The 23,937-nt window shown below is 63.1% G+C and carries 16 protein-coding genes and 1 CRISPR repeat array; of the genes, 14 read left to right on the forward strand and 2 right to left on the reverse strand.

The genetic code is table 11. The features are described 5' to 3' along the window. The first annotated feature begins 26 nt into the window (after positions 1-26). From nuoL to ACQ260_RS12085, 4 genes are all read left to right on the forward strand, one after another. The gene (gene nuoL / locus ACQ260_RS12070) at positions 27-1,964 is read left to right on the forward strand and encodes an NADH-quinone oxidoreductase subunit L (RefSeq protein ID WP_432559712.1); all 1,938 of its coding nucleotides are present in this window, start codon (positions 27-29) and stop codon (positions 1,962-1,964) included. Positions 1,965-1,980: 16 nt separating this feature from the next. Beyond that, on the forward strand, positions 1,981-3,510 hold the full coding sequence (locus ACQ260_RS12075; RefSeq protein ID WP_432559684.1) for an NADH-quinone oxidoreductase subunit M: 1,530 nt from the start codon (positions 1,981-1,983) through the stop codon (positions 3,508-3,510). After that, a complete protein-coding gene (gene nuoN / locus ACQ260_RS12080; RefSeq protein ID WP_432559685.1) occupies positions 3,510-5,087 on the forward strand; it encodes an NADH-quinone oxidoreductase subunit NuoN in 1,578 nt (525 codons plus the stop codon). The genes ACQ260_RS12075 and nuoN overlap by 1 nt, the downstream gene beginning before the upstream one ends. Positions 5,088-5,170: 83 nt before the next feature. Then, entirely contained in the window at positions 5,171-6,109 is a 939-nt protein-coding gene (locus ACQ260_RS12085; protein ID WP_432559713.1) for a polyprenyl synthetase family protein, read from the forward strand. Here the strand turns inward: ACQ260_RS12085 and ACQ260_RS12090 are convergent. Further along, the gene (locus ACQ260_RS12090) at positions 6,085-6,714 is read right to left on the reverse strand and encodes a PadR family transcriptional regulator (RefSeq protein ID WP_432559686.1); all 630 of its coding nucleotides are present in this window, start codon (positions 6,712-6,714) and stop codon (positions 6,085-6,087) included. The genes ACQ260_RS12085 and ACQ260_RS12090 overlap by 25 nt on opposite strands. Positions 6,715-6,826: 112 nt before the next feature. Here ACQ260_RS12090 and ACQ260_RS12095 point away from each other — a divergent pair, with 112 nt between their 5' ends. The 4 genes from ACQ260_RS12095 to ACQ260_RS12110 all read left to right on the forward strand — a co-directional run bounded on the left by ACQ260_RS12095 (position 6,827) and on the right by ACQ260_RS12110 (position 11,774). Further along, positions 6,827-7,957, forward strand: a complete 1,131-nt coding sequence (locus ACQ260_RS12095; RefSeq protein WP_432559687.1) for an aromatic ring-hydroxylating dioxygenase subunit alpha — start codon at positions 6,827-6,829, stop codon at positions 7,955-7,957. 1 nt (position 7,958) lies between these two features. Continuing rightward, positions 7,959-9,008, forward strand: a complete 1,050-nt coding sequence (locus ACQ260_RS12100) for a PDR/VanB family oxidoreductase (RefSeq protein ID WP_432559688.1) — start codon at positions 7,959-7,961, stop codon at positions 9,006-9,008. A gap of 66 nt (positions 9,009-9,074) precedes the next feature. Continuing rightward, positions 9,075-10,433, forward strand: a complete 1,359-nt coding sequence (locus tag ACQ260_RS12105; RefSeq protein WP_432559689.1) for an MFS transporter — start codon at positions 9,075-9,077, stop codon at positions 10,431-10,433. A gap of 145 nt (positions 10,434-10,578) precedes the next feature. Next, positions 10,579-11,774, forward strand: a protein-coding gene (locus ACQ260_RS12110; protein WP_432559690.1) for an IS3 family transposase whose coding sequence is annotated in 2 segments (ribosomal slippage) — positions 10,579-10,831 and positions 10,831-11,774 — 1,197 coding nt in all. Because the reading frame shifts where the segments join, the coding sequence is not laid out codon by codon here. Positions 11,775-12,678: 904 nt separating this feature from the next. Here ACQ260_RS12110 and ACQ260_RS12115 read toward each other — a convergent pair. Further along, a complete protein-coding gene (locus ACQ260_RS12115) occupies positions 12,679-13,929 on the reverse strand; it encodes an IS256 family transposase (RefSeq protein ID WP_432559714.1) in 1,251 nt (416 codons plus the stop codon). 365 nt (positions 13,930-14,294) lie between these two features. On the opposite strand from ACQ260_RS12115, the gene cas7g reads away from it, so the two are divergent. Genes cas7g through cas2 form a run of 6 tightly spaced genes read left to right on the forward strand, consistent with a single transcriptional unit; the run spans position 14,295 to position 22,607 of the window. Next, the gene (gene cas7g, locus ACQ260_RS12120) at positions 14,295-15,503 is read left to right on the forward strand and encodes a type I-G CRISPR-associated RAMP protein Csb1/Cas7g (protein ID WP_432559691.1); all 1,209 of its coding nucleotides are present in this window, start codon (positions 14,295-14,297) and stop codon (positions 15,501-15,503) included. A gap of 1 nt (position 15,504) precedes the next feature. Then, on the forward strand, positions 15,505-17,055 hold the full coding sequence (csb2, locus tag ACQ260_RS12125) for a type I-G CRISPR-associated protein Csb2 (protein WP_432559692.1): 1,551 nt from the start codon (positions 15,505-15,507) through the stop codon (positions 17,053-17,055). Then, the gene (gene cas3g / locus ACQ260_RS12130; protein WP_432559693.1) at positions 17,043-19,730 is read left to right on the forward strand and encodes a type I-G CRISPR-associated helicase/endonuclease Cas3g; all 2,688 of its coding nucleotides are present in this window, start codon (positions 17,043-17,045) and stop codon (positions 19,728-19,730) included. Before csb2 ends, cas3g begins: the two co-directional genes overlap by 13 nt. Then, positions 19,727-20,719, forward strand: coding sequence for a hypothetical protein (locus tag ACQ260_RS12135; RefSeq protein ID WP_432559694.1), 993 nt, complete (start codon positions 19,727-19,729; stop codon positions 20,717-20,719). Before cas3g ends, ACQ260_RS12135 begins: the two co-directional genes overlap by 4 nt. After that, positions 20,719-22,308, forward strand: coding sequence for a CRISPR-associated endonuclease Cas1 (gene cas1 / locus ACQ260_RS12140; RefSeq protein WP_432559695.1), 1,590 nt, complete (start codon positions 20,719-20,721; stop codon positions 22,306-22,308). The genes ACQ260_RS12135 and cas1 overlap by 1 nt, the downstream gene beginning before the upstream one ends. After that, positions 22,305-22,607, forward strand: a complete 303-nt coding sequence (cas2, locus tag ACQ260_RS12145; RefSeq protein ID WP_432559696.1) for a CRISPR-associated endonuclease Cas2 — start codon at positions 22,305-22,307, stop codon at positions 22,605-22,607. The genes cas1 and cas2 overlap by 4 nt, the downstream gene beginning before the upstream one ends. A gap of 195 nt (positions 22,608-22,802) precedes the next feature. Then, positions 22,803-23,854: a CRISPR direct-repeat array (repeat unit 36 nt; unit sequence GTCTCCCCGGCTTTCGCCGGGGATCTTCGTTGAGGG). Positions 23,855-23,937 lie beyond the last annotated feature (83 nt).

Consider the following 23,937-nt stretch of genomic DNA (forward strand, 5'->3'; position numbering starts at 1 on the left):
AAACCACCTCGATTGCTCCGGTGGGGATGTTCAATCTTGCCTGGACCATGATCGCCGTGCCGCTCGTGTCGGCCGCGATCCTGCTCTTGGTCGGCAGGGCCGGCGACAAGTGGGGCCACTTCCTCGGCACCGCGGCATCGCTCTGGTCCTTCGCCATCGGCACCTGCCTCATGGCACACATGCTGCTCAACCCCGAGCAGCGGTCGGTCAACGCGGGCCTCTATGAGTGGATCGGCGTCGGCCCTTGGGATGTCCAGGTCGGCCTGCTGGTCGACCAGTTGTCGATCCTGTTCGTCATGCTGATCACCGGTGTGGGCACGCTGATCCACATCTACTCGATCGGCTATATGGCGCACGACGAGCGACGCCGCCGGTTCTTCGCCTATCTGAACCTGTTCATCGCCGCCATGCTCCTGCTGGTGCTCGCCGATAACTACCTCGTGCTGTTCATCGGCTGGGAGGGCGTCGGTCTCGCGTCCTATCTGCTGATCGGCTTCTGGCAGCACAAGCCCAGTGCGGCAGCCGCCGCCAAGAAGGCCTTCGTGGTCAACCGCGTCGGTGACATCGGCATGGCCCTGGCCATGGCGACGATGTTCGCCACCTTCGGGTCGGTCGCCTTCGCCGATGTGAACGCGGCGGCTTCCGGCCTCGGCGGCGCCCAGAACACGCTGTTCGGGGCCGGCACCACGACCGCGACGATGATCGGCCTGTTCCTGCTGCTGGCCGCTTGTGGCAAGTCCGCTCAGGTCCCGCTGCAGTCCTGGTTGCTGGATGCGATGGAGGGCCCGACCCCGGTGTCCGCGCTCATCCACGCCGCGACCATGGTCACCGCCGGCGTCTATCTCGTCACCCGCTCGCATGCCATCTATGCCGAGACGTCGATCGCCTCGACCGCAGTGGTCGTGGTCGGCACGGTGACCTTGCTGGCGGGCGCGTGGATCGGTACTTCGAAGGACGACATCAAGAAGGCCCTCGCCGGTTCGACCATGTCGCAGATCGGCTACATGCTGATGGCGGCGGGCATCGGCCCGGCGGCGTACGCCTTCGCAATCTTCCACCTCATCACCCACGGCTTCTTCAAGGCCAACATGTTCCTCGGCGCCGGTTCGGTGATGCACGGAATGAACGACGACGTGAACATGCGGAACTACGGCGGCCTGTCGAAGTTCATGAAGATCACCTATCTGACCTTCGCCATGGGCTATCTCGCGATCATCGGCGTGCCGGGCTTCTCCGGTGCGTTCTCGAAGGACCACATCATCACCGTGGCGTTCGAGCACAGCCCGCTGGTCGGCGTCCTCGCGATCATCGGTGCGCTGGTGACGGCGTACTACATGACCCGCATGATGATGATGACCTTCTGGGGCGAGAATCGCTGGGTGAAGCCGGCCGAGCACAACCCCAACGGGTTCGTCGAGCGGCAGCCGCACGAATCTCCGCTCGTCATGACGGTCCCGCTGATCGTCCTGGCGGTTCTGTCGGTCGTCGGTGGCTTCCTGATGAACGGCTGGATCGTGGGCTGGCTGGACCCAGCCGTCGGTGGCCACCACGTCGCGCACGAGCCGACCTCCTGGTGGGAGGGCTTCGTGTCGCCGATCGGTCTCGTCACGCTGGCGGCGGTCGCCATTGGTGTGTTCCTCGGCTGGTGGGTGTTCCGCAAGGACATCCCGACCTATGTGCCGTCCGGCAACGCACTCGAGCAGGCTGCGCGAGCCGACCTCTACGGCGATGCGTTCAACGATGTGGTGTTCGTCAAGCCCCTCATGGGCTCGGCCAACGCCATCGCGACCACGATCGACGACAAGGGTGTCGACGGCTTCGTGAACGGCACGGCCCACACCTTCGGGGGCCTGTCCACTCAGCTCCGTCGTCTGCAGACGGGTTATGTCCGTTCGTACGCGCTCACGATGGTGGCCGGCGCCGCCCTCGTCGGGGTCGTCCTGATCCTCGGCCAGCTGGCCTGAGCAAGGAGTCGAAGAAATGAGTTTCCCCTGGCTCACCCTGCTGGGCGTCCTGCCCATGCTCGGGGCTGCCGTGCTGATGATGGTCAAGGGCGAACGGGCCAAGCCGATCGGCTTCCTGTTCTCCGCGGCCACCTTGGTCCTCGGCGTGGTCATCGCGATTCTGTACGCGGGCGGCACCGAGTTCGCCGAGCGCCTGCCCTGGATCCGGACCTTTGGTGCCTGGTATGCACTCGGTCCGCTCGACGGCATCAGCGTCACCATGATGCTGTTGACCGTGGTCCTGACACCGTTCGTGTTGCTGGCGTCCTGGGACACCGTGGACGCCGACGACCGTTGGAACGCGCACGTGTTCTTCGCGCTCGTGCTGGCGCTCGAGTCGCTGTCGATCTTCGTGTTCCTCACGACCGACGTCCTGCTGTTCTATCTGTTCTTCGAGGCGACCCTCATCCCGATGTATTTCCTCCTCGGCGGCTTCGGCCACGCCCGACGGGGATACGCCGCGCTCAAGTTCCTGCTGTTCGGCCTGGCCGGCGGCTTGGTCATGCTCGCTGCGGTCATCGGGCTCTATGTCGTGTCGCTCCGCGAACTCGGCTATCCGAGCTATCTGCTCTCCGACCTCGCCGCGCTGAACCTGGACGACGGGCTGGCCCGCTGGCTCTTCGTCGGCTTCTTCTTCGCCTTCGCGCTGAAGGCCCCGATGGTGCCGTTCCACACGTGGCTGCCGGATGCGGCCGAGGAGGGCACACCGGGCGGCTCGACCCTGATGGTCGGCATCCTCGACAAGATCGGCACGTTCGGCATGATCCGGTTCTGCCTCGAGCTGTTCCCCGAGGCCAGCCGCTGGGCATCGCCCGTCATCGTCGTCCTGGCGTTGATCTCGATCGTGTACGGCGCGCTCGCCGCCATTGGGCAGAAGGACATCATGCGCCTGATCGCGTTCACCTCGATCAGCCACTTCGGCTTCATCGTGCTCGGCATCTTCGCCTTCACGAGCGTGTCGATGACCGGCGCGACGTTCTATATGTTCAACCACGCGTTCTCGACCGCCGTGCTGTTCCTGGTGGCCGGATTCATGATCCAGCGCCGCGGATCCCAGCAGATCGCGGCGTTCGGCGGAGTCCAAAAGGTGGCGCCCGTGCTTGCGGGCCTGTTCCTGATGGGCGGCCTGTCGTCGCTGGCGCTGCCCGGCATGTCGAGCTTCGTGTCGGAGTTCATGGTGATCGCGGGTTCGTACGCCCGGATGCCGCTGGTCGCGGGCATCTCCACGATCGCGATGGTGCTGGCCGCGCTCTATATCCTGCTCACCTATCAGCGGACCATGACCGGTCCGGTGACGCCCGCGGTGGCGAAGACCTTCGCCGCTGACGGCTCGAGCGACCTCAACGGTCGGGAGAAGCTGGCGATCGCGCCGCTGCTCATCATCATCCTGGCCTTCGGCGTGTTCCCGAAGCCGATGCTCGACATCATCGAACCGGCGGTCCAGACCACCCTGCAGCAGGTCGGCATCGCCGAACCGGCCGCGCCGCTCGCGAAGGGATCCAACTGATGTTCACATTCGAAACACCGGGCATCACCGCGGAGGGCTATCTGCAGATGGCACCGCTGATCGCGGTGTTCCTCGGTGCGTGCTTCTCAGTGGGCATCGAGACCTTCTCCAAGCGCGGCCGCCGCGCTCGCTATCAGGTCCCGTTCACGGCGTTCGTGATCTTGGTCGCGCTGGTGTTCACGATCATGAACTGGCTGAACGGCCTGATCGGCATCGGCGGTGTCGCGACCCTCGCCGTCGATGGCCCGACCTATTTCATGTGGACGATCCTGCTGGTCCTGTCGCTGCTCAGCCTGTTGATCTTCGCTGAGCGCCGACTGGGGGGCGGCTCGACCGCCTTCACCCCGCAGGCGGCTTCGGTTCCGGGCACCCCGGCAGAAGAGGAGGCGATCAAGGCACGCCTCGAGCACACCGAGATCTATCCGCTGCTGCTGTTCGCCCTGACCGGCATGCTGTTGTTCCCTGCGGCGAACGACCTCATCACGATGTTCGTCGCGCTGGAAGTGCTGTCGCTGCCGCTCTATCTCATGTGCGGCATGGCGCGGCGCCGCCGCCTGCTGTCGCAGGAGGCCGCGTTGAAATACTTCCTGCTCGGCTCCCTGTCCTCCGCGTTCTTCCTGTTCGGTGCCGCCCTGCTCTACGGCTATTCCGGCTCGATGATCTTCCGGGAGATCGCCATCGCCGCCGCCAGCCACGCCGGCTCCGATGCGCTGCTCTATGGCGGCATCGGGCTGCTCGCCATCGGCCTGCTGTTCAAGGTCGGCGCGGTGCCGTTCCACTCGTGGACCCCGGACGTCTATCAGGGCGCACCCACTCCGGTCACCGCCTTTATGGCGGCCTGCACCAAGATCGCGGCCGTCGGCGCACTGCTTCGGGTGTTCTATGTGGCTCTCGGCGCGCGTCTGTGGGACTGGCAGCCGCTGTTCGCGGCGATCGCTGTCGTCACCATGATCGTGGGTACGCTGTTCGCGATCACCCAGACCGATATCAAGCGCCTGCTGGCTTATTCCTCGATCGCCCACGCGGGCTTCCTGCTCGTGGCGGTCGTCGGTGCTGCGCAGGCCGAAACCGGTGCGGGACCCGGCCAGCTCACCTCGGTGGGCGCGGTGCTGTTCTATCTCGCCGTCTATGGTCTGGCCACGGTCGGCGCCTTCGCGATCGTCACGATGGTGCGCGACGACGGTGGAGAGGTGAACTCCCTGGCCGGATGGGCAGGCCTGGGGCGCAAGTCACCTGGCTTGGCGGCTGCGTTCGCGCTCTTCCTCCTGTCGTTCGCCGGCATCCCCCTCACATCCGGCTTCATCGGCAAGTGGGCCGTCTTCGCCGCCGCCTGGAGCGGTGGTTATGGCTGGCTCGTCGTGGTGGCAGTCATCGTGTCGCTTGTGGCTGCGTACTTCTATCTCCGCGTCATCGTGACCATGTTCTTCACCGCTCCGGTCGACGGCACCCGCGTCGTCTCCCCGAGCTGGCTGACGGGTGCGGTCGTGATCGTCGGATGCATCGGCACGCTGATTCTCGGTATTCTGCCGGGGCCGCTGCTGGACGTCGCCACGATGGCGGGCGAATTCCTGCGCTGAGACGGTTCGTTCAACCCGCATGACGAGGAGGATGTGTGCTGGCAGACAGTGAAGCTGTGACCGAAGACCGGTTTGCCGAGAAGATGAAGCAGCGGCTGGCGGTCATCGAGGAACGGCTGCTGGAGCGCGCCGGCGGACAGACCGAACTCGTCACGCAGGCGGCCCAGCACATCATCAACGCCGGCGGGAAGCGGTTCCGGCCGGTGTTGGTGCTGCTGGCTTCGCACTTCGGTGGCTCGGTCGAGGAGGAAGACCTCATCCGGGCCGCGCTCGTCGTCGAATTGACGCACGTCGCGAGTCTTTATCACGACGACGTCATGGACGATGCGGACCTCCGTCGCGGTGCGCCGTCGGCCAACCGGCAATGGCAGAACTCGGTCGCGATCCTCGTGGGCGATTTCCTGTTCGCGCGGGCATCGACGACGGTCGCCGAGCTGGGGGTCGACTACGTCATGCTCCAGGCGGAGACGTTCGCACGTCTCGTGCAGGGACAGATCGCCGAAACGATCGGCCCGGCCGATGATGCGGATGCCCTGGCGCACTATCTCCAGGTCGTCGCGGACAAGACCGGATCGTTGATCGCGACCTCGGCGGTGTTCGGCGGCATGGTGTCGGGTGCGCCGGGGGGCGTGCTCGAGGCGCTGCGCGCCTACGGCGAGGAGATCGGCATCGTCTTCCAGTTGTCCGACGACATCATCGACATCACCTCCGACGTGACCGGCAAGACTCCTGGCACCGATCTTCGCGAGGGTGTGCCGACGCTGCCGACGCTCCTGGCGCTCCGCTCCGAGGATCCCGCCGATGCCCGCCTGCAGGAGCTGATCCGGTCGGACCTCTCGGACGACGCGGCGCTCGCCGAGACCATCACGCTCCTGCGCGGCCATCGCGCGATCGACGAGGCCAAGGCATTCGTCGCCGAGCGCGCGGAGAACGCCCGCCGGATGCTCGACCCGTTGCCGGATGGACCTGCCAAGGACGCGCTGGCGGAGCTCTGCGATCAGGTGGTCACGCGAGCCGTCTGAGTGGCAGGGGCGTCGGCCGGGCGCGCCGGAGTCCGTTCCAGGCGGGCCAACAACTCCAGTCCCCGCTCAGCCCAGGCAATCTTCTGCCGGGCTTCTTCGGCCATGCCTTCAAAGGCGAACACTTTGAACGCCGTTGCAGCCTCGTGCTGATCGGTGGGCAGTGTGCGCAAACGTTCGCGCAGGATTGGGTGCGTTCCGTTGAGCAAGCTGTCCCTGACGGCTTCCACTATGTGAAGGCGTTGGGTGAAAGCAGCCAGCCAAAGCTGAAGCTGTGCCTGGGCTGCCTCCGGGTCGGCCCAGTCCAGATAGGCCGCTTTCAGGAAATGGTTTTCCCTGGTCGGCTCTGGCGTGCTAGGTGAATTCATCCATTCCCGGAGCGACTCACGGCCGGCAGCGGTGACGCTGTAGATCTTCTTGCGTCGCCCTTCGGGCACTTCCTCGACGTTCAGCAGCCCTGCGTTCGCCAGCCGGCGGAGCTCTGGATAGATCTGGCTGCCAGGCGCGTTCCACACGTGGCCCACAGACGCATCGAAGCTCTTCCCGATTTCATAGCCCGTCATGGGTGAGCCCGTCAGCAGGGCGAGCAGCGCGAACTTGAGACTCATACCGCCGAGCCTAGCCGGTTGACTCACACCTATTGTCATGCCTATCATCATCCCTATGCCGATACCTATTAAGATAGGTATTGAGATCACTGTCAGGACAAAGGAGTGTGACATGACGACGTCCACCGAACGCTCGACGGGAGCCGGTCGCGCCAAGTCGACCGCGAAGCTGCTGAACTTCCCGCTCAACTGTTGGTATGTGGCTGCCTGGGACCATGAAGTCACGGCCCAGAAGCCGCTGGCCCGCCGTTTGTGCGACATTCCGGTGGTTCTCTACCGGACCAAGGATGACGGGCGAGCCGTGGCACTCGCCGACGCCTGCTGGCACCGCTTGGCTCCGCTGAGCCAAGGGAAGCTGGTCGGTGATAACGAGATCGCTTGCCCCTACCACGGGCTGCGTTTCAACCCGGCCGGGCGCTGCACGCACATGCCCGCTCAGGAGACGATCAATCCCTCGGCAACGGTGCCCAGTTATCCGATCGTCGAGCGGTATCGGTTCGTCTGGATCTGGCTCGGTGATCCGGACAAGGCGGATCCGGCACTGATCCCGGACATGCACCAGATGGACTCGCCGGACTGGGCCGGTGACGGAAAGACGATTCACGCCGAAGCGAACTATCAGCTGATCGTTGACAACCTGATGGACTTGACGCACGAGGAGTTCGTGCACGGCTCGTCCATCGGCCAGGAGGAGTTGAGTGAGTCCGACTTCGACACCGAACACGACGACAGAACGGTGACCGTCACCCGTTGGATGCACGACATTTATCCGCCGCCCTTCTGGCGGAAGAACCTCCGGGACAAGTTCCCCGGATATGACGGGAAGGTGGACCGGTGGCAGATCGTTGAGTTTCAGGCGCCGTCAACGGTTCGAATCGACGTTGGGGTTGCCAAGGCCGGCAGCGGCGCCGAGCTCGGCGAACGTGCCGAGGGAGTGAATGGCTTCGTGATGAACACCATCACGCCGGAGACCGGGCGGACGGCTCACTATTTCTGGGCCTTTATGCGCAACTATTGCCTGGACAAGCAACTGCTCACGACACAGACGCGTGACGGAGTGTCCAACGTGTTCGGTGAAGACGAGGCGATGCTCAAGGCGCAGCAGGAAGCGATCGAAGCCAACCCTGACCACGAGTTCTACAGCCTGAACATCGACATGGGCGGGATGTGGGTGCGCCGCCTGGTTGAGCGCATGCTCGACGCCGAGGGCCGGCCGACCGACCTTTCGAAGGCGAGGGGCTGACATGGCGGTCTCAATCCAGCCTGAATGGCGAACTGTCCGCGTCGTCGACACTGAGGATGTCGCGGAGGGAGTGCGACGGGTTACGTTCGAATATCCCGAAAGCCACAAGGGCGCTCCCGGCAGCCACGTCGACCTGCGTCTGCCCTGGGGCGACAGTCTGATCGAGCGCTCCTATTCTCTCGTTGACTCCATCGAAGACGACCCCCTCCTGACCATCACCGTGATGCTCTCGCCGACATCGCGTGGTGGTTCAGCGGCAGTGCACGCTCTCCGGCCGGGCGATCAGCTCGAGGCAACGCAACCCCTGCAGAACTTCCCGTTGAGCGTGGGGGCTAAGCAATACCTCTTGATCGCCGGCGGAATCGGCGTCACTGCTGTCCATGCAATGGCCCAAGTGCTCAAGGCGCGGGGAGCGGACTATCGCTTCGTCTATGTCGGACGCAGCCGTGCGATCATGGCCTATCTGGACGACTTGATCGAGACCCATGGCTCGCGGATCGAGATCCATATCGACGATGAGGGATCTCCACTGATTGTGGACGACCTCTTGGACAGCGTGTGCGCTGAGCCGGCCGCAAATTCGACTGAGTTGTACCTCTGTGGACCCATCCGACTGATGGATCACGTGCGACGTGGTTGGGAACAGCGTCACCTCCCGCAGACCAACCTTCGTTTCGAAACCTTCGGCAACTCCGGTTCCTGGGCGCCTCAGGACTTCCTCGTCCGGATTCCGAGGCTGGAGAAGGAGATCGCCGTGCAGGCGGACGAGACCATGCTGGAAGCTTTCGAACGCTCCGGTCTCGACGTCATGTTCGAGTGCAGGAAGGGTGAGTGCGGCCTCTGCCAGGTCTCGATCCTTCACGTCGACGGTCATGTGGATCACCGCGACGTCTTCTTCAGCCCGAAGGAAAAGGCCGTCAACAAATCGGCCTGTGCGTGTGTCTCGCGCGCTGTTGCATCTGGGACACCTGCGTTGTTGGAGTCCGACTCGGTCGCTCAGCCGGAGGTTCATCCCGGTTCGCGTGCCGTTCTCACAGTGGACCTCACCTGACCGGCAAGCCGGTCGGCGACCTCTAGGACAATCATGGAACTTCTCAAGCGCATCAACAATGCGCCTATGTCGCGCTTTCAATGGGTGATCGTCGCGACGTGCGTCTGGCTGAACATGCTGGACGGCTTCGACGTGATGGCGATGGCCTTCACCGCCAAACGAGTCACCGCCTATTTCTCGATCACGGCGACAGAGCTCGGTCTCCTCATCAGTGCCGGTCTGGTCGGCATGGCACTTGGCTCGATGTTCCTCGCTCCGTTGGCCGATCGTCTCGGCAGAAGGCCCATGCTCATCGCAGGAGTGGCCACAACGGCCGTTGGCATGGTCCTCGCCAGCTTCGCGTCAACCGCGTTGCTGCTCGGGGCGTTCCGCATTCTCACGGGTTTGGGCATTGGCATCATCCTGGCCTGCGTCAACGTCCTGCTCAGCGAATACTCGTCCCACAAGCATCGAGGCTTGGCCATCGGCCTTTACACCGCCGGTTACGGGATTGGTGCCGGCCTCGGTGGGTTCGCAGCCGTCGCACTGATGGGAGACGACCCGGCGGGGTGGCGAGTCGTCTTCCTTGTCGGAGGAATCGTCACGCTCCTGTCGACCGCGGTTGTCTTCTTCGTTCTTCCGGAATCTGTTGACTTCCTGGTGCAGAACCGTCCTCGCAACGTGCTGGCCAAGTTGAACCGGATTGCAGACAAGATCAAGCAACCGCGCTTGGAGTCCGAGAAGGAGATCCCCGACCCCGTCCCCGTGACCAGCAGTCGGATCGGCGAACTGTTCAAGCCCCGATTCCGCCGGTCGACGCTGTTGATCTGGGCTGTCTTCTTCCTCATCATGCTCGGCTTCTATTTCGTCAACAGCTGGACGCCGGCGCTGCTCACACAAGCCGGCATGACAGAGAACCAGGGAATCATCGCTGGTCTGCTGATGAGCCTCGGTGGCGCAACCGGAGCGGTCTTCTATGGCTTGATCGTCTCTCGCTTCTCAAGTCGGAAGGTGCTCATCGGGTTCGCAATTCTGACCGCGGGCGCCATGGTTGTGTTCATCCTCAGCTCGAGCCTGATCTTCTTGGCGATGGTGCTTGCCGGCGGCGTCGGCTTCCTTGTGAACGGGTGCATGGCCGGGGCCTACACGACCGCGCCGCCACGGTTCCCAGCCCTTGCCCGCAGCACGGGGATGGGCTGGACCATCGGCATCGGTCGGGTCGGCGCGATCCTGGCTCCGACGATGGCGGGCGCGTTGTTGGACGCAGGAGCGACGCCCGTTCTTCTGTATGTCGGCGCGGCCGGTGTGATGCTGTTGGCTGCTTTGGCCGTGATCCTGCTCCGCGACGTCGACAAGGGTGTCGATCCTGCTGACACCGAGCCTGCTGCTCCCGAAATGCCCAACTATCTGGACCAGCGGCAGATGCATGGTGAATCAGCCAGTTGAGCCGCGTCCGGTGGCCCGACAATCGAACGAACTGCGGTGCGGCGTCCCTAGACAAAAGCACTTAACAAGGTACGAAAGGTGAGGTTGACCCCGTTGGGTGGACATCCTGACCGGCCAGGTGAGCCTGGCAGGAGAGGATGCCCTCATGGGTGCGAAGAGGAAGCGGTACACCCCGGCGTACCGTCGTGATGCTGCTCATCTGGTGATCGATACCGGTCGCACGATCGTGGAGGTCGCTCGAGAGATCGGGGTGGGTGAGGCGCTGTTGGGCCGGTGGGTCGCGGCCGAGCGGGCCCGGATGGAGGACCCGCCCGGGGCCTTGGACATTGATGAGCGGGCTGAGCTGGAGCGGCTGCGGGCGGAGAACGCCCAGCTGCGGATGGACCGGGAGTTTTTGAAAAAAGCGGCGGCCTTCTTCGTGACGGAGAACGCTTCGAACAGCCAGAACGGGCGTTCGAGCTGATCCACGCGGAGAGGGCCAACCACACGATCGTGCGGATGTGTGAGCTGCTCGAGGTCTCCCGGTCGGGGTACTACCAGTGGGTCGACCGGCAGGCTGCCGGCCCTTCCGCCCGGGCGCGACGCCACGAGGACCTGCTGGGCAAGATCCGGCAGTTCCACACCGACTCCGACGGCGTGAACGGCGCGCCGCGGATCACCGCAGACCTGCGCGAGGACGGCGAGGTCGTGTCGAAAAAGACGGTCGCCAAGCTGATGCGGCACCACCAGATCCGCGGGATCAGCCCGCGGCCGTGGCGGCCGGTCACCACGGTGCCGGACCAGGTGCCGCACACCATCCCCGACCGGGTCGGGCGGGTCTTCGACCGCGGCGCGCTGAACGTGGTGTGGACCAGCGACATCACTTACCTGGCCACAGGGCAGGGCTGGCTCTACCTGTGCGCCTTCCGCGACGGACACTCCCGCCGCGTCATCGGCTACGCCTTCTCCGACTCCCTGCACACCGACGTCGTAGAGACCGCGCTACGTCGCGCGGTGACCTTCCGCGACAGCCAGGTCACCGGCGTGATCTTCCACGCCGACCGAGGCTGTCAGTACACCTCCACCCAGCTCGCTGATGCGGCGCAGGAGCTGGGCGTGCTGCTCTCGGTCGGGCGGACTGGTGTGTGCTGGGACAATGCCCAGATCGAAAGCTTCTGGTCGACCCTGAAGACCGAGTTCTACGACCGCTACTCCTTCGCCACCCGGGCCGAGGCGATCCACGCCGTCAGTTCCTGGATCGAAACCATCTACAACCGCCGCCGGCGCCACAGCGCCCTCGGCCAAATCCCTCCGGTAACCTTCGAGCACCGGACCACCACCGCGGCCTCACAAGCCGCTTAACCGATGTCCACCAGACGGGGTCAACCCCACATGGCGATGGGTGCATCTGCACAGCCGCAAGCTGCGGCTGGGAAAGTGGGATTGCGAAGTTTCTCTTCGCTGTTTGGCGATGGGTGCAACTGCACGCGGGGGCTTCTTACGAGCAGGCCACGAGAGCATACGAGCTGTTTCTATTCGCTGTTTGGCGATGGGTGCTGCACGGAGAATGCAGTGATGGCGTGGATGATCGAGCGCTACGGGTTTCTATTCGCTGTTTGGCGATGGGTGCGTCTGCACTGTGGCTGGGAACCTCTCTCCTCTGCATGATCAGTTTCTATTCGCTGTTTGGCGATGGGTGCGTCTGCACGAGGTGTACGGTGGCTGGCTTCCGCTCTACGGGTGCGGGTTTCTATTCGCTGTTTGGCGATGGGTGCGTCTGCACGCAGAGTGAGTCCGGAGACTACGGGGGGCGTACGAGGGTTTCTATTCGCTGTTTGGCGATGGGTGCGTCTGCACCGGTGACCGGCATCATCCTGGCCATCTATCCGTCGGAGTTTCTATTCGCTGTTTGGCGATGGGTGCGTCTGCACCCTAGTCCGGGCGAGGGCCGTCTGACAAGCCTCGACGCCATGGGTCTGCACACTTGTCTCGGGGGCGACTCGCCGAGGGGCCACCGCGGACGTTCCTTTTGTGCGTTTCGGCTTGTCAGAGCAGGCACACACATGTCCACACTCAAGCGCGCTCGCCCGCCGGTCATTTCCCTCATTTCACGATCCAGAGTTTTGGTTCGTTGCGGTGGCTTGGTTTGCCCTGCAACGATTGCGGCACGTCCCCGAGGTCATACTGACGCCAGAATCATGGCCAGGGCGGCGGGGGCGTCATGCGGGTCTGTCTGTTTAACGGTGTGTGGGGTCCGGCGATTTCATCAGTGAGTGGTTCTCTCGAACCGTCCGGCGAAGGTGATCGCGAACGCGTTCAACGCGGGCTTCCACCTCATCACCCAGCGTGCCCGCCCGCCGCCGGTCGGGTCAAGCGACCGCGTCACCAGATACAAGCACTTCAATGCCGCTTGCTCGTTCGGGAAGTGCCCGCGCGCCCGGACGGCCCTGCGGTAGCGGGCGTTGATCGACTCGATCGCGTTCGTCGTGCAGATCACCTTCCGGATCTCGACGTCGTATTCGAGGAACGGCACGAACTCCGCCCAAGAGTTCCGCCACAGTTGCACGATCGCCGGATATCGTCCGCCCCACTCGGCGGCGAACTCCTCGAACCGGTCCTTCGCCGCCTGCTCGGACGGAGCCGTATAGACCGGCTTCAGTGAACGGACGATCGCGTCGCGGTGCTGCCGTCCTGCATAGCGGAAGCTGTTGCGGATCAGGTGGACGATGCACTGCTGCACGACCGTCTGCTCCCACGTCGTGTTGATCGCCTCAGGGAGACCTTTCAGCCCGTCGCAGACCGCGATGAGGACGTCTTCGACGCCGCGGTTCTTCAGCTCGGTGAACACCTGCAGCCAGAACCGTGCGCCCTCACCGCCGTCACCTGACCAGATCCCGAGGATATCCCGCTCACCGTTCACCGTGACTCCCATCACGACATAGAACGGGGTGTTGCGGACCTGCCCGTCACGGACCTTCACCACGATCGCGTCGACGAAGATCACCGGATAGAGCGCATCCAACGGGCGCGAGGACCACTCGGCGAGCTCCCCGGCGACCTTCTCGGTGATCCGGCTGATCGTGTCTTTGGAGACCTTCGCCCCATAGACCTCGTCGAAGTGGGCAGCGATCTCCCCGGTCGTCAACCCACGGGCGGTCAGCGACAGCACGATCTGGTCGATCCCGTCGAGGCGGCGCTTCCGTTTCGGGACGATCACCGGCTCGAATGACCCGTCACGATCACGAGGCACCTCGATCTCGACCGGGCCGATCTCGGTGAGCACCGTCTTCACACGAGTCCCGTTACGCATGTTCTCGCCGATCGGGGTCCCGCCGTGCTCGTGACCGAGGTGCTCGGTCAACTCGGCATTCAAAGCCGTCTCGAGCACGTTCTTCGTGAGCTGGCTGAGCAGGCCACCGGGCCCAGTCAGGCTCACGCCCTGTTCCTTCGCCTGCGTCAGCAGGCGTTCTGCGAGTTCTTTCTGATCGATGATCTCCCCGGTCACGGGATCAATCATCTCGTCATCAACAACAACAGTGGTCGTGTCAGCCACGGCCATCTCCTTACGGATCAGGCCGGACCCTCACACACCGTTTTTCTTACAGTCCCAAGATCGGGGCTAGGATCATCAAGGGATCCATCGGGGGAGGGGTCATGGCGGCGATAAGGACGCGGTTGTCCGACACGGTGGCGCAACGTCGCGCTCATTGGTTGGTGACGGACCCGGTGGTGCCTGTTGGGATCCAGTTGAAGTTGCCGCATCTTATTGCGTTGATTGTGGAGCGCTGTTCGACGCCGTTGCGGCTCACCTGATGCGTGCTCGTGAGCCGCTGGTGCGCATGCATCCTTATCTGCTGTTGTTCTATCTGCCTTGGAGGCCTTGTGTCTGAACATCTGTCATTCGAAGATCTGGTTGCCGCGTGTTCTCCAGGTGGTGCGAGTGTCCTCACGGTTGTTACCGATTTGGCCCCTGCGGCCGGTGCGCACGGTGCGATCGCTCCGGCGAAATATGTGCGCGGCTCGCAGGCGGTTTATGCGTACGGTCGACGCTTCATCGATGGCGAGCCTCAGCATGTCGTCACGATTGACTCCAAGAGTTCATCGCTCAACCGCGTGGAGAGTGCCCTTGCGGACGCCATCTTGGACGGTGAAGAACCGCTTTCGCGGATGCCGCGGATCCAGGTCACCTACGAGGCCGGACCGTCCCTGGCGGATTATCAACTGCCACACCGCGGTTTCGATGGGCACATCCGGGCGGCCACGATCGAGGGAGTGGCCGTCACGAAGGAGGCGCGTTATCGAGCTGCGCGGGACGCCAAAGCCGCCAACGTGCGGGCCCTGATGGAGCTCAGTCCAGTCAGCCTCCTTTTCGGCTCTTGGGACGCGACGCGGAAATCCAACCAATCGCGATTTCGCTCTGCGATGACAGGTGAGATCATCGGCGTGTTGGCCGTGCAGGCGGAGGGCGGGCCGGAGACGCCGATGATGGGTGGAGCCCGCGTCGATCCGGTGGCGGCGAGTGTCCAACTTCCCGGCCCTGTGCTCGATGGTCTCGCGAAGGCGCAATCAGATGAACTGAGCGGCAAGCTGCTCGAGCAGATCGCGAAAGACGTCAAGAAGTCCGCGAAGGGCGTCGCCTCGGCGTCCCGACTCGGTCTGGGCGCGATCCCGCCAGCGCTGGAGTCGCTCGGTCTGGTCGCTTGTCGTCGCATTATTCGTTCGACTGTGCTGAGCTTCAGTGCCCTGCGGCAATTGCGTTTCGGGTCTCCAGGGGAAGGTGACGTTGCCGGCCGCGCAGTTCTCGCCGGTCTTGGCCTCGCATCTCTCGCGCGCGCGAATCGTGAACTTCTGATCCGGGCCAACTGCGATTTGGTGGAAGCGTCGGCGCCAGTTATGACACTGGACGGTCGAAATGGCAACAGTCGGCAGATCGCGCCGCTCTCGGTAGAGGAAGCTGATGCGTTGTTGTCTGCGGCACTCGACATGGCGCAGCGCACCTTGGACTTGACGTGGGAGGGGCAGACCTTCTCTGTGGTGGGCAATCCAGCCATTGTTGCGGGCGCTACTTCAGACGAGGAAGACGCGCAGTGACATGGTGGAGTTGACAATTACTGCACGCTTCCCACTCGGCTTCTTCCAGGGGCACGGTCACGACGGAGACACCCCCGACAGCTATCCGCAAACAGCCAGGCTCTTTGATGCCTTGGTTCATGCGGCCGGCAAGGGGTCAACCGCGGTTGTCCAAGGCGCAGATCTTCGTCCGAGCGAGACCTCGATGGCGGCGTTGAAGTGGCTTGAGGCCCGGCCGCCAGATCAGATTCAGATGGCTCGCAGCGAGGCGAATGCTGCGTCTGCTCTGTCCTATCGAGACCAAGGTGTTTTCGAGAAGGCCAAGGGAGGCGGGGTGGTGACGCGAAAGACCGGTCAGCGGATCAACCAGGTTGTCGCAGTGGACGGTGCCTTTGGATGGCACTGGCGAGACGTTCCCGAGAAGATCGCAGCGACCATCGTCAACCTGTGTCCGGACGTGTCCTGTTTGGGAGAAGCGGACAGTCCCGTTGTTCTCGACACCACTGTTGCTCTTGAGCAGCCGTTGGATCGGCTCGTTGACGCAGGCCAGTTGTCCAATCGAGGCATCTCCATGGCGACACCGACCGTCGGCCGGATCGAGGAACTGGAGACTGCCTATCTGGAGGCGAACCCCGCCAAAGCCCCGACCGCCGCTGAAGATATCCACCGCGTTGCCAAACTTCCGTCGAGTCGCAAGCCAGCGCATCGCACCATCGGAAAGTCCTACTACGGGCTTGCAGCTGACCCGACCCCGTCCACAGTTCCGTGGCCGCGGGCATTGCTGTTCAAATCCTCTCGGTGTGTCCCTGCCGACGAACGCGTTCGTTGGTGTGTCGCTTTCCACCGGCTCTTGGCGCACCGTCTCGGTGATGATGCCCCAGCTGTTGTGACGGGGATCTATCAACAAGGCGTGAGGAAGCCGGCCAATAGGGTCGCGATTCACTATGTGCCGACAGGGCTCCCGACGCGAGTTCTTTCCGGCACCCCGATGTTCTTGGTCATGCTCCCCGCCGGCATCCAGCCGGCAGAAGAGTCGATCCTTCGGCGCAGCCTGGAACGTGCCAAACTCCGTCTCTATCGAGCAGGACAGGAACTGCACCTCGAGCCCGCTGGCACCTCGGACCTGGCGTCGTGGTGGGCGCCCTCTGCTGATGGCATGCAGCGATGGTGGGCGCCCGTTCCAGCGCTTGTACCAGATACGCGCAGGCAACCTGCCCGGAACGGTTCATGGACACTGGCGCACGCGGCAAAGTTGGCCGTTGGCTTTGCGTTCCGGGAGCGCTTTGGTCCTGTGCCCTCGGGGGAACGTGGCTATCGCGCCTTGGTGAAGCAGGTGGAGTCCTTGGGGGTGGAGGCCACACAACTGACGCTCGTCCCCGATTCTCGTGTTGAAGTCTTTGCCCACAAACTGCCAGAGGGAGTGACCTGCCAGCCATATCGGGGTCTGTTGCGGCTCGGTGGGCTTTCTGATGACTCGACACTCATCGCGCTCGGGCAATCCAGACATGTTGGTGGCGGTCTGATGATGCCTGTCGACGTCCCGGATGAACTGAGTGCGTTGTGGACAGCTTGAGCCTCAGTCCCGCAGATTTCCCAGCCTTTTTCGCGGCCGTCAACGGGGAGTCAGTTTCATCTTCATCGGCAAGCAAGAGTGAGTACGCGCCGTTTGCCTGGCAGTTGCGATTGCTCGATCACCTCTTGGAGCATGCACGCTGGCCTGACCAGATCTCGGCACCGACGGGATCCGGCAAGTCGAATGTCGTCGATGTTCACGTTTTCGCGTCGGCCTTGAGCGCGGTCGGCGCCGGGCCAAGGATCCCGCGCCGTTTGGGCGTCGTCGTGGACCGACGAGCACTGGTCGACTCGCACGCGGAACGCGCAGAGAGGATCAGCCAGGACCTCACGGATGCCACTGACGGGGTAGTGAAGCAAGTGGCCGACGCGCTGTTGGCCCTTCGTGGCGGGGATGGTGAGCCGTTGGTGGTGGCGCAACTGCGAGGTGGTCTCAGCCCACAATCCCATTGGCTTGATGACCCCAGAGCTTGTGAAATCATTTGTGCCACGCCGGCCATGTGGGGAAGTCGTGTCCTGTTTCGTGGCTATGGCGCCAGCAGGTTCGCGCGTCCCCGCGAGGCCGGTCTGATGGCGATGGACTCCGTCATGGTCCTTGACGAGGCCCACCTGAACCGGCAATTGTTGGCGACGGCCCGCCGGGTTCGACAACTTCAGGAACGGCACGAGGCCGACCTCGGGGTTCCCCGGCTCCAGGTTGTCGAGACAACGGCGACTCCGCATAGTGAAGACGATTCCTTCACGCGCGTCGGTGTCACAGGCGACGATATTGCGGTCAACGGCCCCGATCCCGCACTCGCTGCTCGACTGCTCAGGCCCAAGTCTGTAGTGCTTGTGCCTTCCCGGGATGCGCTCGCGCGGGTTGCTCCTGCGCGCTATATCTCGCAGATCGCCGACGAAGCCGCGGGCCTGCGCCTGCGGGTCCCCGGGGCCGTGGGCTGCATCGTGAATCGTGTGGATACGGCGGTTCGCGTGACGGAGGAATTGAACAAACGCGGACTCAAGGTTGCCTGTTGGGTCGGGCGGATGCGCCCCATGGATTTAAAGGCTTTGCGAGCGGAACACCCAGAGCTATGGAACTCCCGCGACCGACCGAAATTGGATGTGCTGGTCGCAACGCAGACGGTCGAAGTCGGGGTTGATTTGGACCTGGATGGTTTAGTCACGGAGCTTGCGCCGGGCAGTGCGATTGCCCAGCGCGCTGGTCGCGTCAATCGCCGTGGAGCATTGGCTGCGAGCGAAGTCCGCGTTTTGGTGCCGGAGTCGGGCGCGCTGGTCGACTATCCGCCGTACGCCGCTGATGAACTCACCAATGGCTTGGAATGGTTGACGCGCAGAGCCGAGATGGATTTGGGTTTGGCGCCTTGGGCACTCGTGTCTGATCCACCGCCTCCGGCCCAACCGCGCCGCGCAGTGGAGATGCGTGCGGAATGGGCTGATGTTCAGCGATGGGCGGCGACGTCGGAACAACTGTTCGCGGAGGAGACGTTGGAACTCTGGTTGGACGACGACTTGGAGGAAGAACGTGCAGAAGCGAGCCTGATTCTGCGGGCAAAGTTGCCGAACGATGACATCGAAGCTCTTGCGCTTCTCATGGCCACACCGCCCGAGGTGGCTGAGGCATTCCCTGTGTTGCTGCCCACATTGCGCGGTGTCCTTGAGCGGGTTCTTGACGACCGGAGTCGCGGTCGCCACCCCAGGGCTTTCGTCTGGCGTGACGACAACTGGGAATTGCTTGCGCCCGAAGATGTGAAAGCGGTCAAGCCCGGTGATGTTGTGTGCTTGGACAGCGATCACCCAGTCACTGTGGCCGGGGTTGTGGTTCCTGAAGAGCCGTCGATGCCCGAAACTCTCATAACCGCATGGGGAGATCCCGATGCTGTCAGCGTCCTCTTCCGAGACGACGACCCGACAGGACTCACGACCGCTCTGGCTGGGCTCACTGCTGAAGAAGCGCTACAGACAATTCGTGAGATGGGGTTCGACGGCTGGACGGTGCGACTGCCCCGTGCAATCGGGGACGAACTGTTGCCCTGGGTCGTGCTCGTGAGAGGTTCAACGCTGCGCGAGAACGAGGAAGTGCGTCAGGAATGGACACCGAAACCTGGCACCGTGAAGCTGACCGACCATTCAGCGTCAGTGGCTGCACGTGCGCTTCAGTTGGCTGAGGATGTCGGTCTGTCCATGGAGTTCGTGGACATCACGAAGGCTGCTGGCTTCTGGCATGACGCAGGCAAAGGACATCCAGGATTCCAGATGGTGCTGGGGAACAGGGCTGGCGAGCTGCTGGCGAAGGGCCGCCAGCGCTCTCCGCAGCAGGTGCGCCGAGATCAGTCCGCTTCGGGTCTTCCTAGAGGATGGCGGCACGAAATGCGATCCGCAGTGTTGGCGTACGCCCACTTACTCAACGATGAGAAAGAGCGCTCGGATCTGATCGTTCGTCTGGTTGGCGCCAGCCATGGACGGGGACGTGGCCTCTCGCCCAATCCGAGCAGCGCTCTCTTGGCGGAGGGGGACACCCCCGCCACCGCGGCAGCGGCCAAGGAACTATTCGACGAGGGAGTTTGGGAAGACTTGGTTGAGCAAACGGATGCTGAGGTGGGGGCATGGGCATGTGCCTATCTCGAAGCGTTGGTGCGGTCAGCGGATTGTCAGGTCTCCAAGGAGGGCAAGTGATCCGAATCGCAGGCCAGCTTGAGGGGGCCGCAACGCACTTTGCCCAATATGGACTCGCGGCCATCATGCAGGAGGCTGGCGTTCGCGACGTACGCCTGCAGTGGCATGAAGCCGCCGAAGCCTATGCATCCGTTACGTGGACCGGTGATGCCAATCCGGGCGAGTTGGTGGTCCAACATGCACAAGTCCGCACAGCAGAGGACTCTTGGGTCCAACAGGTGCGAGCTCATTCCGGGACTGGGATGGGCCTGTTCAGCCCTCGGATCAAGGCGATGAACTCGGAACACCTGTTGAAGTGGGTTCAGTGGAGACGCGACGAGCTCGACCAAACTCACCTAACTCGCTTGGACCGCCACATGATCGCCGCACTGGGAGAACCCGCTTTCTGGCGCTGGCAAGTCAAGGACTTTGAGCCAGACCAAGGTGCTAGCCGTTGGGAGATGAAGACCCGGAACAGAGGAGAAGAATTCGTCCAACACCGCTTGGCGCCCTTGGCAAAAGCGGTAGCCAAATTTGATTTCGAGGATGCCAACAAGGGTTTGACGGGCGATCGGCTGCATGATGAGACTGGGTGGAACTCGGACAACTCCCGCACCCCAACAGGTTTCCTTCCTCCGCAGCCTATGGACAGCTCGTACGCGTGGTGTGTCCTTTGGGGTATTTCCGCAACGACCCTAACTCCGCAGATCCGACGTATGAGCCAAACAGCCGGAATGCCTCCTGGGCATCCGACTCACCCACGCTTGGCTGCGCTACCGATCGCTCTCCACGCCATCACACTTGCCAAGGTTCGCGCGCTGCTGGCTTCAGAGTCATTCAGTGCTGCCGCATTCGGTGATCCACAAGAGCAAGCCCTAGCGGGTCAGCGGCTGCTGGCTCACGGCGTGCGAGCCTTGGTGCGCTTCCCCATCAGCAAAGAGGGCAGTGCCAGCGCTCCCGAACGCATGCTTAGAGCGGGGCTCGTTGAAGTGTTCGAGCGAGCAGACTGATGGAGGACGAAGCGATTCCGATCAGTCTCGTAGCGCACACGGTGTTCTGTCGACGACGAGCGTGGCTCGAGGCAGCAGGGGAGTCGGTCGAAAGTGCAGCTATTCAGTTCGGACAAGACGCTCACCGACGAGTCGACCGTGCCGGCACTTCGGAGGATCGATCCAGAGCAGTAGCGATCAGCAGTCCGGAGCTGGGGATCACTGGGCGCTGTGATGTGGTGACGGGTGACCCTGATGAGGGGCTTGAAGTTGTGGAGTTCAAGTCGACTCCTGTCCGGCGTGTTCCGGTGGTGACAGAAGCCCAGGAAGTGCAGCTGACGCTGCAACGCCTGTGTCTCGAGCTTGCTGGCTATTCGGTGAGACGGCTCGCTGTCTATTTCGTAAATCACGAGACGCGTGTCGAGGTTTCCATCGACGATCGCATGGCAGAGCGTGCGCTGGAGTGGCTGGTCGAGACGAAGGCAGTGCTGGAGAGCGCGACGGCGCCGCCACCGTTGGAACTGGACCCAAGGTGTGCCCGTTGCTCCCACGCATCGGTGTGCCTGCCCGACGAGACCGGGCGGGACGGCAAAGCGCGTCGGATTTCCGTCGCGGATCCTGATTCGGAGATCCTTCATGTGCAGACCTATGGCTGCCGGGTTCAACTGAAGAGCCACCGAATCGAGGTGGTCAAGGGTCAGGAGAGTTTGGCGTCGATTCCTTTGGAACGCGTGGGCGGCGTCGTCTTGTTTGGGAATGCCGACCTGTCGAGTGCGGTGATCCGTGAACTCCTATGGCGGCGGGCAACGATCGTCTGGTGCACAGGTCGTGGGCGCGTCGTGGGGTGGGCCAGTTCGGCGGAGACGCCCCATGGGCTGGAACGGGCTAAGCAGCATGTGCTGTCTCAGGAGGGGTCGCTCCCTCTTTCACGAGAGGCGATCCGCGCCAAAATCGTAAATCAAGCGACTGCGCTGCGTCGTCATGGATTTGCCGAGCAGGGGGCGTCGCTGCGTGCGCTCGCCCGACAAGTCGGAATGGCCCGGTCGATCCCAAACGTTCTTGCCCTCGAAGGGGAAGCCGCCGCCGTGTACTTCTCGCGCTTCCCCGCCTTCCTCAAAGGAACCAACGCGGCCTTCTTCACAGACCTGTGGCCGGGCAGACGGGGCAGGGGCGCGGGTGATCCGCTCAACATCCTGCTCAACTTTGCTTATGGACTCCTGGTTGCCGAGGCGGTTCGAGCGATCGCGGCATGCGGGCTTGATCCGGCTGCAGGATTTCTGCATTCAAGTTCGCGTAACAAGCCAGCCCTGGCGCTGGATCTCATTGAAGAGTTCCGTGCTCCCATCGCGGATTCGGTCGTGCTGGGTGCTGTCAATAATGGAGAGATCGGCCAACGACATTTCACATCAATCCTCGGTGACTGGCGCTTGCGTGAAGCCGGGAGAAAGTCGCTGGTTGCGGCCTTCGAGCGTCGTGTGGCCTCGAAACTCATGCATCCCGTTTTTGATTATCAAGTGTCCTGGCGTCGGGCAATGGAAGTCCAAGCGCGCATGATCTTGGCCGTGCTGGAAGGTACGCGCGATGACTATCGTGGGATAACGACTCGATGACACGAGATGCCGTGAGGCGTTATCTCATCTCCTATGACATCGTGGATAATCGGCGACGGGCCACCGTTGCGAAGCTGCTCTTGAGACACGGCGATCGAATTCAGTACAGCGTCTTTGTGGTAGACGCGAAGCCGTCTCGCTTCATTCGACTTCGCAGGGAGCTGATCGTCACGTTGCGCACGCGTGAGGATTCCCTCCTGCTCTGCGACTTGGGCGCTCTTGGGCAAATATCTCAAAGAGATTTTGAGGTAATCGGGAAAGAGCGACCGATTACGGATTCGGGATCGTTCATCGTGTGACTCGGTCTTGGGTGGCGCGCAGGCTCTGTCGATGCCAAATTCACCGCTAGGCTGCGTCCACGTATTTGTCCTTGTCACGCGCCAGATAGGTGCTCGTGAGGTAGCGCCAATGTCCGGAATCTTCTGGCCCCGCAGGGGACCCCGCGCGCGCGAGCAGTAACCTTGCCAGTCACAATGCAATAGAATGGGGTATCGGTCTCCCCGGCTTTCGCCGGGGATCTTCGTTGAGGGTTCTACGACACGACGGCGCCGATTAACTCCGGCCTCAGTCTCCCCGGCTTTCGCCGGGGATCTTCGTTGAGGGGGCTCAGTGTCCGAGTGGCAGATCGCTGGCCGCCACGTCTCCCCGGCTTTCGCCGGGGATCTTCGTTGAGGGTCGCGGCGGTAGAACAGCGGCCGCCGCCAGTCCTCGGGTCTCCCCGGCTTTCGCCGGGGATCTTCGTTGAGGGTTGAATTCCGTCAGGCCGTTCACCGGGATCCAGGACGGCGGTCTCCCCGGCTTTCGCCGGGGATCTTCGTTGAGGGCTAGCGTCACCGCTAGGGCGAGCATGCACGCCTAGGTCTCCCCGGCTTTCGCCGGGGATCTTCGTTGAGGGGGCGACAACCTCCTCCAGCTCGCCGCCTACGCCAACGTCTCCCCGGCTTTCGCCGGGGATCTTCGTTGAGGGTCGAGGGCTACCTGTCCGGAGACGGTCATCACGACAAGTCTCCCCGGCTTTCGCCGGGGATCTTCGTTGAGGGTTCCCGGCAGGGAATCTTGGGGCACTGGCCGACCTCGTCTCCCCGGCTTTCGCCGGGGATCTTCGTTGAGGGCGGGTCCGGCAGGCCCACAAGACGCTGCCGAACTGGGTCTCCCCGGCTTTCGCCGGGGATCTTCGTTGAGGGCGGTCCGTGCCCGACACGACCGTCCCGGACCGCAGGGTCTCCCCGGCTTTCGCCGGGGATCTTCGTTGAGGGCGGGGCGGGGAGCCGTCATCGGTGGCGTACAACGCGGTCTCCCCGGCTTTCGCCGGGGATCTTCGTTGAGGGCCGCAGATGCCGTATACCGAAATCACCGAGGACGAGTCTCCCCGGCTTTCGCCGGGGATCTTCGTTGAGGGCCTATTCACCCCTCTACAAGTCCGTCTGTGAGGCCACGTCTCCCCGGCTTTCGCCGGGGATCTTCGTTGAGGGCTGCTGTAGTGCGGGAGGATCGACGTGGGTAGTTACCAGTCTCCCCGGCTTTCGCCGGGGATCTTCGTTGAGGGTTCAAGGGCTCTTCACAATCGACGGTGTAGTTGGGGTCTGAATCCTCCGGCTTCGAGGAGTGCGCGGGCGATGTAGTGGGTGA

This window comes from Ammonicoccus luteus (assembly GCF_050880385.1).
Lineage (GTDB): Bacteria > Actinomycetota > Actinomycetes > Propionibacteriales > Propionibacteriaceae > Enemella.

Coding starts and splice junctions, on each gene's coding strand:
- nuoL (WP_432559712.1), top strand. CDS start 27: ATGTTCAATCTTGCCTGGACCATGATCGCCGTGCCGCTCGTGTCGGCC.
- ACQ260_RS12105 (WP_432559689.1), top strand. CDS start 9,075: ATGTCGCGCTTTCAATGGGTGATCGTCGCGACGTGCGTCTGGCTGAAC.
- nuoN (WP_432559685.1), top strand. CDS start 3,510: ATGTTCACATTCGAAACACCGGGCATCACCGCGGAGGGCTATCTGCAG.
- ACQ260_RS12115 (WP_432559714.1), bottom strand. CDS start 13,929: ATGATTGATCCCGTGACCGGGGAGATCATCGATCAGAAAGAACTCGCA.
- ACQ260_RS12095 (WP_432559687.1), top strand. CDS start 6,827: ATGACGACGTCCACCGAACGCTCGACGGGAGCCGGTCGCGCCAAGTCG.
- cas2 (WP_432559696.1), top strand. CDS start 22,305: ATGACACGAGATGCCGTGAGGCGTTATCTCATCTCCTATGACATCGTG.
- ACQ260_RS12100 (WP_432559688.1), top strand. CDS start 7,959: ATGGCGGTCTCAATCCAGCCTGAATGGCGAACTGTCCGCGTCGTCGAC.
- ACQ260_RS12090 (WP_432559686.1), bottom strand. CDS start 6,714: ATGAGTCTCAAGTTCGCGCTGCTCGCCCTGCTGACGGGCTCACCCATG.
- ACQ260_RS12085 (WP_432559713.1), top strand. CDS start 5,171: ATGAAGCAGCGGCTGGCGGTCATCGAGGAACGGCTGCTGGAGCGCGCC.
- cas1 (WP_432559695.1), top strand. CDS start 20,719: ATGGAGGACGAAGCGATTCCGATCAGTCTCGTAGCGCACACGGTGTTC.
- csb2 (WP_432559692.1), top strand. CDS start 15,505: ATGGTGGAGTTGACAATTACTGCACGCTTCCCACTCGGCTTCTTCCAG.
- ACQ260_RS12075 (WP_432559684.1), top strand. CDS start 1,981: ATGAGTTTCCCCTGGCTCACCCTGCTGGGCGTCCTGCCCATGCTCGGG.